Source organism: Paraburkholderia acidisoli, assembly GCF_009789675.1.
Lineage (GTDB): Bacteria > Pseudomonadota > Gammaproteobacteria > Burkholderiales > Burkholderiaceae > Paraburkholderia > Paraburkholderia acidisoli.
Genome location: NZ_CP046916.1, coordinates 1,138,837 through 1,152,248 on the forward strand (window position 1 = coordinate 1,138,837; position 13,412 = coordinate 1,152,248).

Annotated in this window: 1 protein-coding gene; it reads right to left on the bottom strand. The window is 71.1% G+C overall.

All coding sequences use genetic code 11. From position 1 onward, the window contains the following. Positions 1-3: 3 nt before the first annotated feature. Complete coding sequence (locus tag FAZ98_RS36130) at positions 4-12,411, bottom strand: autotransporter-associated beta strand repeat-containing protein (protein WP_325073082.1); 12,408 nt, start codon at positions 12,409-12,411, stop codon at positions 4-6. Positions 12,412-13,412 lie beyond the last annotated feature (1,001 nt).

A 13,412-nucleotide genomic window follows, 5' to 3' on the forward strand; every position in this document is an offset into this window, starting at 1 on the left:
CGTTCAGAAGCGCCACGCGAGCCGCCCGCCGATCGCGTTGTCGTGCGAGCCGCCGCCGTACTGACCGCTGTACGCCACGCCGAACGTGAGGTTCTTCGCGAGATTCGCGTCCACGCCCAGTTCGAGCACTGCGGTGTCGCGCGCGATCGGCACGCCCGTCACGGAGAACGTCGAGCCGCCGTCCACGAAGGCGAGCGTCGAAGCCGGTTCGGTGTTGCCGAACGCATGACGCCAGCCGACCATCGCGTGCGCGCTCATGCTCGCGAGCGGCAGTTCGCCCAGACGCGTCGCGACGCGCAAGCCCAAGGTCGAGAAGCCCACATTGTCGCTGTCGCCCTGGCTGCGCAACGCGCTCGCGCCGCCGCTTTCCGTGAAGCCGTCGGTGTGCAGGTTCACGTAGGCGAGCCCGGCGAACGGTTCGACCGCGAAGCGGTTGACCGGGATCGCGTAGCCCACTTCGCCGAACACCTGCGCGGCGCGGGCGTCGTAGTCGGCGCTGCTGTGGTCGCTGAAGCCCTGGAACGCCGGGTAGCGGTTTTCCGTCACGTCGTTCCACGTGTACGACGCGCCCAGCCGCACGCCCACCGGACCCCACTGCGCGCCGCCGTACAGCGCGAGGTGATAGGTATCCACGGAAGCCGACGAGTTCAGACCGTTCTCCAGCGAGCTATGCGCGAAGCCGCCCGCCGCGCCCACGCGCCAGCGGTCGTTCAGCGCCATGTCCGCGCCGCCGATCACGCCCGCCGTGGTGCGGTCGAGCCCCGCCGTGTCGTTCTGCCCCGCGAGGCGGCTGTCCGCGCCGTAGGCCTGCGCCCACACCACGGGCTGATACGGACGCTGATCGACGCACGCTTCCTGCGAGCCGCCGGCCTGGCCGTTCGTCGTGTGGCGATCGCACAGCGCGGGACCCGAGGAAAGCGCCGCGAGCGGTCCGCTCGTGGGTCCGAGACCCTGGCGCAGACGATCGGTCACGGCGTCGCGCAGGTAACGCGTATCGAGCAGGAACACGCTCTTCGCGTCGGCCACGATCTGGCCGTCGATCATGTTGAAGGCCGCGCGCGCCGTGTTCGCATCGGTCGAAGACAGCACCGCGCTGGTGAGCGTGGTGGTCGGCATGCTGCCCACCACCGTCGCCACGCTCGACTCGTTCGGCGTGGTCGCCACCGAGGTCAGCGCCGCCGTGTTCGCCGAGAACGACAGATACACGTGCGTCGGGTCGTAGGTCAGCGAAGGCGTGAGGAACGGCAGGTTGGCCGTGGCCGCCGTGTAGGTGCCGGTCACGCCGCCCGTCGAGGTGAGAATCGGATATTGCGTCGAAGGCGTGTAGATGCCCTGCGCCGCCGTCACCGCCACCGTGCCGCCGCCCAGCGTGGTCGTGCCCGTCGCCGCGATCGAACCCGTCTGGGTCGGATTCACGCCCACCGAGAACGTCGAGCCCGGATCGAACGTCACGTTGCCCGCCACGTTCAGGCTCGAACCCGGCGTGAGCGCCGCCGCCGTGCCGCCGCTATGCACGATCAGTCCGCCGACCGTGCCGCTGCCGCCGAGCGTGCCGCCCGCGTTCACCGAGGCAATGGAGCTGGCCACCGAGCCATCCACGTTGAGCGTGCCGCCCGAGACCGTGGTGGGACCGCTGTAGGTGTTGGTGCCGGTGAGGTCGAGCGTGGTATCGGCGCCCGTCTTGGTCAGCGAACCGGTGCCCGCGAGCGTGCCGCCGTAGGTGCCGCCGCCGTTCACGTTCAGGTTCGAGCTGCCGAGATTGACCGTCGATCCGGCCGCGCCGTCGAGCGAACCGACGCTCACGTCGAGCGGCGCCCCACCCGCCGTGCCCAGCGCGAGCGAGCCGCCGTTGAGCGTGAGCGCACCCGTGCCGAGCGCCGTGTTCGAGCCCACCGTGAGCGTGCCCGCGTTGAGCGTCGTGCCGCCCGTGTAGCCGTTGTTGCCGGTGAGCGTGAGATCGGCGGCGCCGTTCTTGACGATCGCGCCCGTGCCCGCGACCACGCCCGAGAGCGTGGTGTCGGCGCTGCCGCCAAGGGTGGCCGTGGAGTCGAGTTCGACGTTGTTGGCGAGGTTCACGGCCGTGGCGGCGTCGAGCGTGGCCGGTGCGCTCACCGTGAGCGTGCCGGTGCCGAGCGCCGTGTTGCTGCCCGCGACCAGCGTGCCGCCCGAGAGCGTCGTGCCGCCGCTGTAGGTGTTGGCGCCGGAGAGCGTTTGCGTGCCCGCGCCCGCCTTGACGATGCCGCCCGTGCCCGCGATCGTGCCCGCGTAGCTGCCGTCCGAACCGCCGCCGAGCGTGAGCGTGCTGCCGCCCAGGTTCACGTTGCTGCCCGCCACGCCCGAGAGCGAGCCCACCGTGGGCGTGGCGCCCGTGGCGGCGCCGCTCGTGTCGAGCGTCGTGCCCGCGTTGGCGAGATTCACGTTGGTCGAATCGGAGAGCGTGCCGTTGCCCGCGAGCGCGAGCGTGCCCGCATCGACCGTGGTCGCGCCCGTGTAGGTGTTCGCGCCCGTGAGCGTTTCGCTGCCGCCGCCTGCCTTGGTGATGCCGCCGCTGCCCTGGATCGTGCCGCCGAACGTGCCGTTATCGGCCGGATTGGCGGTGTTGCCGAGGGTGAGCGTGGTGCCGCCCAGGTTCACCGTGCTGCCGCCCACGCCGTTCAATGCGCCGATGGCCGGTGCGCCCGCCGTGCTCGACGCGGCGCCGCTCACGTCGAGCGCCGTGCCCGCGTTCGCGAGGTCCACGTCGCTCGTGCCCGAGAGCGTGCCGTTGCCCGCGAGCGCCAGCGTGCCGCCGTTCACCTGCGTCGGTCCCGTGAAGGTGTCGGTGCCGCCGAGCGTGAGTGTGGCCGCGCCGTTCTTCGTCAGACCGCCCGCGCCCGTGACCGCGCCGTTGAGCGTGAGGTCGTTGGTGCCGCCCACGGTGAGGCCGCTGGTCAAGCCCACGTTGTTCGCGAGCGTGGTCGCGGTCGTGCTGTCGAGCGTGCCGCCCGTGACCGTGAGCGCGCCCGTGCCGAGCGCCGCGTCGTTGCCCACGTCGAGCGTGCCGGACGCGAGCGTCGTGCCGCCGCTATAGGTGTTCGCGCCCGTGAGCGTTTCCGAACCCGTGCCTTGCTTGACGATGCCGCCCGTGCCGCCGATCGTGCCCGCGTAGGTCGCGTCGCTGGCGTCGCCGAGCGCGAGCGTGTTGCCGCCGAGATTCACGGTCGCGCCGCCCACGCCATTCAATGCGCCGATCGTCTGCGGCGTGGTCGCGCCGCTGATGTCGAAGCTCGTGCCGGCGCCCGCCACGTTCACGCCGCCGGTGGGTGCGAGCGAACCGCCCGCGCCAATGGCGAGCGTGCCGCCGTCGATGGTCGTGCCGCCCGTGAAGGTGTTCGCGCCCGTGAGCGTTTCCGTGCCGCCGCCCGCTTTCACGATGCCGCCCGTGCCTTGCAGCGTGCCGCCGAAGGTTTCGTTGCCGCCGTCGCCGAACGTCAGCGCGTTGCCGCCGAGATTCACGGTGCTGCCGCCCACGCCGGACAGCGCGCCAATCGTCTGCGCGCCGCTCGACGGGCCGATGTCGAACGTCGTGCCCGCGTTGGCGAGATCGACGCTGCCCGTGGGCGAAAGCGAGCCACCGGGGCCAAGCGCGAGCGTGCCCGTGTCGATGGTCGTGCCGCCCGTGTAGGTGTTCGCGCCCGTGAGCGTCTCCGTACCCGTGCCGACCTTGGTGAGGCTGCCGCTGCCGCCGATCGCGCCCGAGTAGGTGCCGTCGGTGGCGCTGCCGAGCGTGAGGTCGTTGCTGCCGAGGATCACGTTGCCGCTGCCCACGAGCGTGCCGAACTGCTGCTGCCCGTTACCCGCCGAAAGATCGAACGTCGCGCCCTGGTTCACATCGACGATCCCCGTGGAGGCGAGGCTCGCGTTGGCGCCCAGCGCGAGCGTGCCCGCGTCGATGGTCGTGCCGCCCGTGTACGTATTCGCGCCGTTGAGCGTGAGCGTGGCCGCGCCTTCCTTGGTGAGCGAACCCGTGCCGGAAAGCACGCCGTCGAGCGTGAGGTCGTTGGTGCCCGCGACCGTGAGGCCGTTGTTGAGCGTGAAGTTGTTGCCGAGCGTGGTGGCGGTCGAACTGTCGAGCGTCGCCGGACCGTTCACCGTGACCGCGCCGGTGCCGAGCGCCGCATTGTTGCCGACGACGATGCCGCCCGCGTTGAGCGTCGTGCCGCCGCTATACGTGCTCGCGCCCGAGAGCGTTTCCGTGCCCGTGCCGTTCTTGACGATGCCGCCCGTGCCGCCGATGGTGCCCGCGTACGCGCCGTCGCTGGCGTCGCCGAACGCGAGCGTGTTGCCGCCGAGATTCACCGTGCTGCCGCCCGCGCCGTTCAACGCGCCGATCGTCTGCGGCGTGGTCGCGCCGCTGATGTCGAGGCCCGCGCCCGCGCCCGCCACGTTCACGCCGCCGGTGGGCGCGAGCGAGCCGCCCGCGCCGATCGCGAGCGTGCCCGCGTTGATGGTCGTGCCGCCCGTGAACGTGTTCGCGCCCGTGAGCGTTTCCGTGCCCGTGCCTTGCTTGACGAGACCGCCCGTGCCGCCGATCGTCCCGCCGAAGCTGCCGTTGCTGGCGCTGCCGAGCGCGAGCGTCGTGTCGCCGAGATCGACGGTCGTGCCGCCCACGCCGTTCAGCGCGCCAATGGTGGGCACCGTGCCCGCGGTCGCCCCGCTCACGTCGAGCGCCGCGCCCGCATTGGCGAGCGTGACGTCGCTGGAGGAAAGCGAGCCGTCGGCGGCAAGCGCGAGCGTGCCCGCGTTCACCGTGGTCGCGCCGGTGAGCGTGTTCGCGCCCGTGAGCGTGGCCGTGCCGCTGCCTTGTTTGACGATACCGCCCGTGCCGTCGATCGAGCCGCCGAAGGTTTCGTTGGCCGCGTCGCCGAACGTGAGCGTGTTGGCGCCCAGCGCCACCGTGCTGCCCGCCACGCCGCTCAGGCCCGCGATGGTCTGCGCGTTGGTCGCGCCGCTGACGTCGAGCGCCGCGCCCGCGTTCGCGAGATTCACGCCGCCGCTGGCCGCGAGCGAACCGCCCGCGCCAATCGCGAGCGTGCCCGCATCGACAGTCGTGCCGCCCGTGTAGGTGTTCACGCCCGTGAGCGTGGCGATGCCGCTGCCCGCCTTGACGATGCCGCCCGTGCCCGTGAGCGCGCCGCCGAAGGTTTCGTTGCCCGCATCGCCGAACGTCAGGCCGTTGCCGCCCAGCGCGACCGTGGTACCGGCCACGCCGCTCAGTCCCGCGATGGTCTGCGGACCGCTGGCCGCGCCGAGGTCGAGCATCGCGCCCGCGTTCGCGAGATTCACGCCGCCGTCCGCCGCCAGCGAACCGCCCGCGCCAAGCGCGAGCGTGCCCGCATCGACGGTCGTGCCGCCCGTGTAGGTGTTCGCGCCCGTGAGCGTGGCCGTGCCCGTGCCTTGTTTGACGAGACCGCCCGTGCCGTCGATCGAACCGCCGAAGGTTTCGTTGGCCGCATCGCCGAACGCGAGCGTGTTGCCGCCCAACGCCACCGTGCTGCCCGCCACGCCGCTCAACCCGGCAATGGTTTGCGGATTGCTCGCGCCGCTGAGATCGAGCGCCGCGCCCGCGTTCGCGAGATTCACACCGCCGGTGGCCGCGAGCGAACCGCCCGCGCCAATCGCGAGCGTGCCCGCGCTGACGGTCGTACCGCCCGTGTAGGTGTTCGCGCCCGTGAGCGTGGCGATGCCGCTGCCCGCCTTGACGATGCCGCCCGTGCCCGTGAGCGCGCCGCCGAAGGTTTCGTCGCCCGCGTCGCCGAACGTGAGACCGTTGCCGCCCAGCGCGACCGTCGTGCCCGCCACGCCGCTCAGGCCCGCGAGGGTTTGCGGACCGCTGGCACCGCTCAGGTCGAGCGCCGCGCCCGCATTGGCGAGATTCACGCCGCCGTCCGCCGCCAGTGAACCGCCCGCGCCAAGCGCGAGCGTGCCCGCATCGACGGTCGTGCCGCCCGTGTAGGTGTTCGCGCCCGTGAGCGTGGCCGTGCCCGTGCCTTGTTTGACGAGACCGCCCGTGCCGTCGATCGAACCGCCGAAGGTTTCGTTGGCCGCATCGCCGAACGCGAGCGTGTTGCCGCCCAACGCCACCGTGCTGCCCGCCACGCCGCTCAACCCGGCAATGGTTTGCGGATTGCTCGCGCCGCTGAGATCGAGCGCCGCGCCCGCGTTCGCGAGATTCACACCGCCGGTGGCCGCGAGCGAACCGCCCGCGCCAATCGCGAGCGTGCCCGCGCTGACGGTCGTACCGCCCGTGTAGGTGTTCGCGCCCGTGAGCGTGGCCGTACCGCTGCCCGCCTTGACCACGCCGCCCGTGCCCGTGATCGCGCCGCCGAAGGTTTCGTTGCCTGCATCGCCGAACGTCAGGCCGTTGCCGCCCAGCGCGACCGTGGTCCCTGCCACGCCGCTCAGGCCCGCGATGGTCTGCGGACCGCTGGCCGCGCCGAGGTCGAACGTCGTGCCCGCGTTGGCGAGATTCACGCCGCCCGCCGCCGCGAGCGAACCGCCTGCGCCGAGCGCGAGCGTGCCCGCGTCGATGGTCGTGCCACCCGTGTAGGTGTTCGCGCCCGTGAGCGTTTCCGTACCCGTACCGGCCTTGACGATACCCGCCGTGCCCGTGAGCGTGCCGCCGAAGGTTTCGTTGCCCGCGTCGCCGAACGTCAGGCCGTTGCCGCCCAGCGCCACGGTGCTGCCCGCCACGCCGCTCAAGCCGCCAATGGTCTGCGCGCCGCTTGCGCCGCTGATATCGAACGCCGTGCCCGCGTTCGGCAGATTGACGGCGCCCGTGGGCGAGAGCGAGCCGCCCGCGCCAAGCGCCAGGGTGCCCGCGTTGATGGTCGTGCCGCCCGTATAGGTGTTCGCGCCCGTGAGCGTTTCCGTGCCCGTGCCGATTTTCGTGAGACTGCCCGTGCCGCCGATCGCGCCCGAGAACGTGCCATCCGCCGCGCTGCCGAGCGTGAGGTTGTTGCCGCCGAGCAGCACCGTGCCGCCGCCCACGAGCGTGCCGAACTGCTGCTGCCCGTTACCCGCGGAAAGGTCGAACACGGCCCCCTGGTTCACATCGACGATACCCGTGGCCGCGAGGCTCGCGTTCGCGCCGAGCGCCAGCGTGCCCGCGTTGATGTTCGTGCCGCCCGTGTAGGTGTTCGCGCCGTTGAGCGTGAGCGTGGCCGCGCCGTCCTTGGTCAGCGAGCCGGTGCCCGCGAGCACGCCGTTGAGCACGACGTCGTTGCTGCCCGCCACCGTCAAGCCGCTGTTGAGCGTGAAGTTGTTGCCGAGCGTGACGGCCTTGTCGCTGTCGAGCGTGGCCGCGCCCGCGACCGTGACCGCGCCCGTGCCGAGCGCCGCGTCGCTGCCCGCCACGAGACCGCCGCCGTTCAGCGTGGTGCCGCCCGAATAGCTGTTGGTGCCGTCGAGCGTGAGCGTGGCCGCGCCGTTCTTGGTGAGCGCGCCCGTGCCCGTGATCGCGCCGCCGAGCGTGAGGTCGTTGTTGCCCGCAACCGTCAGGCCGTTGTTGAGCGCGACCGCGTTGCCGAGCGTGACGGGCGCGCTGTTGTCGAGCGTCGCCGCGCCCGCGACGTTGAGCGCGCCCGTGCCGAGCGCCGCGCTGTTGCCCACGACGAGACCGCCGCCGTTGAGCGTCGTGCCGCCGCTGTAGGTGTTGGCGCCGTCGAGCGTGAGCGTGGTCGCGCCGTTCTTCACGAGCGCGCCCGTGCCCGAGACCACGCCGTTCAGCGTCACGTTGTTGCTGCCGGGCAGCGTGAGCGTATTGCCGAGCACGACGTTGTTGGCGAGCGTCGCGGCCGCGGCCGTGTCGAGCGTCGCGGGTCCGTTCAACGTGAGCGTGCCGGTGCCGAGCGCCGAATCGTTGCCGAGCACGAGGCCGCCCGCGTTGAGCTGCGTGCCGCCGCTATAGGTGTTCACGCCGTTGAGCGTCTCCACGCCCGTGCCGTTCTTGACGATACCGCCCGTGCCGGCGAGCGTGCCCGCGAAGGTGCCGTTCGCCGCGTCGCCGAAGCCCAGCGTGGTCGCGCCGAGATTGATCGCGCTGCCCGCCGCGCCGTTCAACGCGCCGACAGTCTGGTTCGCGCCCGCGCCGCTGATGTCGAACGTCGTGCCCGTGTTGGCGAGCGTCAGCGCGCCCGTGGAGGCGAGCGAGCCGCCCGCGCCCAGCGCGAGCGTGCCCGCGTTGACGGTCGTGCCGCCCGTGAACGTGTTCGCGCCCGTGAGCGTTTCCGTGCCCGTCCCCGCCTTGACGATGCCGCCCGTGCCGCCGATCGCGCCGCCGAACGTGTTGGCGTTCGCATCGCCGAAAGTCAGCCCGTTCGCGCCGAGATTCACCGCGCTGCCCGCCACGCCGTTCAGTCCGGCGATGGTGCGGGCGCCGTTCGCGCCGCTCAGGTCGAGCGTGGCGCCCGTGCCCGCGAGATTCACGCCGCCCGTGGCCGCCAGCGCGCCGTTGCCCGCGAGCGCGACCGTGCCGCCGTTGACGAGCGTGCCGCCCGTGTAGGTGTCGGCGGCGCCGAGCGTGAGCGTCGAGGCGCCCGACTTGGTGAGACCGCCCGTGCCCGAGAGCACGCCGTTCAGGGTGAGCGGGTTGGTGCCGAGCACGCTCAGGCCGCTGCCCAGCGTGAACGCGTTGGCGAGCGTCGTGGCCGTGCTGCTGTCGAGCGCCGCCGGGCCCGTCACGTTGACCGCGCCCGTGCCGAGCGCCGCGTTGTTGCCCACGCTCAAGGTGCCGCCCGCGAGCGTGGTGCCGCCGCTGTAGGTGTTCGCGCCCGTGAGCGTTTCCGCGCCCGTGCCCATCTTGACGATGCCGCCCGTGCCGCCGATCGTGCCCGCGAACACGCCGTTCGCCGCGTTGCCGAACGTGAGCGCGTTGCCGCCGAGTGCGATCGTGCTGCCCGCCACGCCGTTCAACGTGCCGATCGTCTGGTTCGCGCCCGCGCCGCTGATGTCGAAGCCCGCGCCCACGCCCGCGAGCGTGACGCCGCCCGCCGCCGCGAGCGAGCCGCCCGCGCCCAGTGCGAGCGTGCCCGCGTTGACGGTCGTGCCGCCCGTGAACGTGTTCGCGCCGGTGAGCGTTTGCGTGCCCGTGCCTTGCTTGACGATACCGCCCGTGCCGCCGATCGCGCCCGCGAAGGTCTGGTTCGTCGCCGTGCCGAAAGTGAGGCCGTTGGCGCCGAGATTGAGCGCGCTGCCCGCCACGCCGCTCAACGCGCCGATGGTCTGCGGGCCGCTGGCACCGCTGAGATCGAGCGCCGAGCCCGCGTTCGCGAGCGTGACGTTGCCGGTCGAGGCGAGCGAACCGCCCGCGCCCAGCGCGAGCGTGCCCGCGTTGACGGTCGTGCCGCCCGTGTAGGTGTTCGCGCCCGTGAGCGTGGCCGTGCCCGTGCCCGCCTTGACGATGCCCGCCGTGCCGCTAATCGCACCCGCGAACGTTTCGTTGCCCGCATCGCCGAAAGTCAGCGGATTCGCACCGAGCAGCACGCTCGTGCCGCTCACGCCCGAAAGTCCGGCGATGGTGCGCGCGCCCGAGGCCGCGCTCAGGTCGAGGCTCGCGCCGGTGCCCGCGAGATTCACGCCGCCGGTCGCGGCCAGCGCGCCCGCGCCCGTGAGTGCGAGCTTGCCCGCGTTGACGGTGGTGCCGCCCGTGTAGGTGTTCGCGCCCGTGAGCGTCTGCGTGCCCGCGCCTTGCTTGACGAGGCCGCCCGTGCCGCCCACCACGCCCGCGAAGGTCTGGTTCGTCGCATCGCCGAACGTCAACGCGTTGGCGCCCAGATTGACCGTGCTGCCCGCCACGCCCGCCAGCGCGCCGATGGTCTTGCCCGCGCCCGCATTGCTGATGTCAAGCGCCGTGCCCGTGTTGGCGAGATTCACGGCGCCCGTGGCCGCGAGCGAGCCGCCCGTGCCGAGCGCGAGCGTACCCGCGTTGACGGTCGTGCCGCCCGTGTAGGTGTTCGCGCCCGTGAGCGTTTCCGTGCCCGTGCCCGCCTTGACCACGCCGCCCGTGCCATTGATCGCGCCGCCGAAGGTCTGGTTCGTCGTATCGCCGAACGTCAACGCGTTGGCGCCCAGATTGACCGTGCTGCCCGCCACGCCGCTCAGCGCACCGATGGTCCTGGCCGCGCCCGCATTGCTGAGGTCGAACGCCGAACCCGCGCCCGCGAGATTCACGGCGCCCGTGGCCGCCAGCGAGCCGCCCGCGCCTAGCGCGAGCGTGCCCGCGTTGACGGTCGTGCCGCCCGTGTAGGTGTTCGCGCCCGTGAGCGTGGCCGTGCCCGTGCCCTGCTTGACCGTGCCGCCCGTGCCGCTGATCGCGCCCGCGAAGGTTTCGTTGCCCGCATCGCCGAACGTCAATGCGTTCGCGCCGAGCAGCACGCTCGTGCCGCTCACGCCCGAGAGTCCGGCGATCGTGCGCGCACCCGAGGCCGCGCTCAGGTCGAGATTCGCGCCCGCGCCCGCGAGATTCACGCCGCCGGTCGCGGCCAGCGCGCCCGCGCCCGTGAGCGCGAGCTTGCCGGCGTTGACGGTGGTGCCGCCCGTGTAGGTGTCGGCGGCGCCCAGCGTGAGCGTCGAAGCGCCCGACTTCGTCAGGCCGCCCGCTCCGGAAAGCACGCCGTTCAGCGTGAGCGCGTTCGAGCCCAGCACGCTCAGGCCGCTGCCCAGCGTGAACGCGTTGGCGAGCGTCGTGGCCGCGCTGCTGTCGAGCGCCGCCGGACCGGTCACGTTGACGGCGCCCGTGCCGAGCGCCGCGTTGTTGCCCACGCTCAGCGTGCCCGCCGTGAGCGTGGTGCCGCCGCTGAACGTGTTGGCGCCCGTGAGCGATTCCGTGCCGGTGCCCGCCTTGGTGATGCCGCCCGTGCCCGAGATCGTGCCCGCGTAGGTGTTGGCGTTGGCATCGCCGAACGTGAGCCCGCGCGCGCCCAGCGCGACCGTGCTGCCCGCCACGCCGTTCAGCGCGCCGATGGTCTGGTTCGCGCTCGCGCCGCTGATATCGAGGCCCGCGCCCGTGTTGGCGAGCGTCACCGCGCCCGCGGGCGCAAGCGAGCCGCCCGCGCCGAGCGCGAGCGTGCCCGCATTGATCGTCGTGCCGCCCGTGTAACCGTCGACACCCGTGAGCGTGACCGTCGCCGCGCCGTTCTTCACGAGCGCGCCCGTGCCGCTGATCGCACCGGCCAGCGTGGCCGCGTTGCTGCCGCCGAGCGTGAGCGTGTTCGCGCCGAGATTCACCGCGTTGCCGAGCGTCACGCCGGGCGTGCTCGTGTCGAGCGTGCCCGCGCCGCTGAGCGTGAGCGCGCCGGTGCCGAGCGCCGCGTTGTTGCCCGCGACGATCGTGCCGCCATTGAGCACGGTGCCGCCGGTGTAGGTATTCGCGCCCGAGAGCGTAAGCGCGTTGGTGCCGGTCTTGGTGAGCGCGCCCGCGCCCGAGACCACGCCCGCGAGCGTGAACGCGTTGGTGCCCGAGGCGGTGAGCCCGCTGCCCGCGCCGAGCGTGACCGCATTGCCGATCGCGAGGCCCGCGACGCTGCTCTGCAACGCGCCGCCCGTGGCCGTGAGCGGCCCCACGCCGAGGCTGTTCGCGTTGTCGATCAAGGCGGTCGCGCCCGCGGCGAGCGTGGCGTCGGCCGCGCTGGACGCGCCGCTCAGCGTCCAGCTGCCGCTGTCGATCGCGAGATGGTTGAAGTTGATGTAGTTGCTCATGGTGATCGTGCCCGTGGCCTGACCACCCGAAGCCTGCTGCAGATGCAGCGTGTTGTTGCCGCCCGCGCCGCCGTCGACGATCCCGGCCTGCGCGAACGCGACCGAGAGCCCGACCACGCCCAGCACGTTCAGCGAAGCGCCCGCGCCCGGCGTGACCGAGGAACCCGTGAGCGCGTTGAACGTATTGGCGCTGTTCGCGCCCATCGACACGCTGCCCACGATGGTGCCCGCGTTCGTGAACGTGTTGCCGGTGCCCGCCGTGCCCGACGCCTGCAAGCCGACACGGCCCGTGATCGAGCCGTTGTTGGTGAAATTGGTCTGGCCGCCGCCATACACCGCGACGCTGGTGCGGTCGCCGGGCGCGACCGTGAGGCCGACCAGCGCCGCCGAGCCGATCGTGCCGTTATTGACGATATTGGTGGTGCCGCCCACGCCGTTCTGCACGGCGAGCGCCATGCCCGTGAGGTTGTTCAGATTGACCGTGACGAGGCCCGTGGTGCCGTTCATCGTGCCGTTGTTGGTCACGTTGACGGTGCTGGCATTGCCGTTGCCGATCACGGTGCCGCTCGAGAGCAGGCTCACCGCGCCGAGCAGCGAAGGATCGATCAAGCCGTTATTGTTGAGCGTGACGTTGTTGCCGGTGAGCGAGAGCGCGGTGCCCGCGAGACCCAGCAAGACACCCAGATTGGAATCGGAATTGACCGTGGCGACGACGTTATTCGTCGTGCTCGAAAAACTGGGGGTAAGAAGCGGCGCCGCACCCGCGCACGTGACGACCGCGCCGGTTTGCGTACAGGTTGCATAAGCCGTGCCGGTTATTCCCGCCGAACCGCCAATTACGATAATCGTCCCAACCCAGCGAACCGCCGCTGCCCGAAACTGCCCGCGTACCCCGATCGAATGGCCCACGGCAATCCCCCAATTCAAGAGAAAATCCAACCGCTTTTAAATCGACTTTTAAACGCGCTTAAAACCGCGTATTAAAATGGCAGCACTCGACCCGCCCCGTCCCGGCGGGACAGGCGTTGCAGGCGCTCGTTGCAGACGCTGCGCGGGCGCAATCGCCGCCCGCGTGGCGGTTCGCCGCGCGGGCCGCTTCGGCCGCGCGTCGAGCGCGCACGCATTCCCGGCGCGGTTTCAGGCGCCGTCAGCGAGCAGGACGAGTGATAAAAACCGGGGAGCCGGGATCCGGCTCGTTACGGTTCAGGCTGGAGAATCAGGCGATTCCATCATTAACGCCTCCCTGGTATTTCTTTGGAATAAATTGTTAGGAACATTCGCATTCGTTCCGAGCATAGCCAAATATCGGATTACTGCAAGCTTAAAATGCAGAATCGTTATTTATTTTGCTCAATGCATACGTCCCCGGTAAATCTAACGTTTCAATTGGCGTTCCCGGCACGAATGACTTCCCGATTAATGCGTTATTAATCGGTCAATAAGAAAAAAGCATGACGAATGGCACGCGCGAATCGGCAAAAAATGCAGATCGACGGCAACACGCGGGAAAGCTTTCGAAATAGCGGGAAAGGCGGAGCCGGGAGCGGTCACGGCGGAAAAAAAGACGCCGGGCTCGAGGCCCGGCGCGGAATTCGCAGGAGAGGCAAGCATGCCCGGCACTCCTACGACGTGTTGAGCGCCTATTCTGATTGTTTTCGCGATAGCGGCCGTGATTG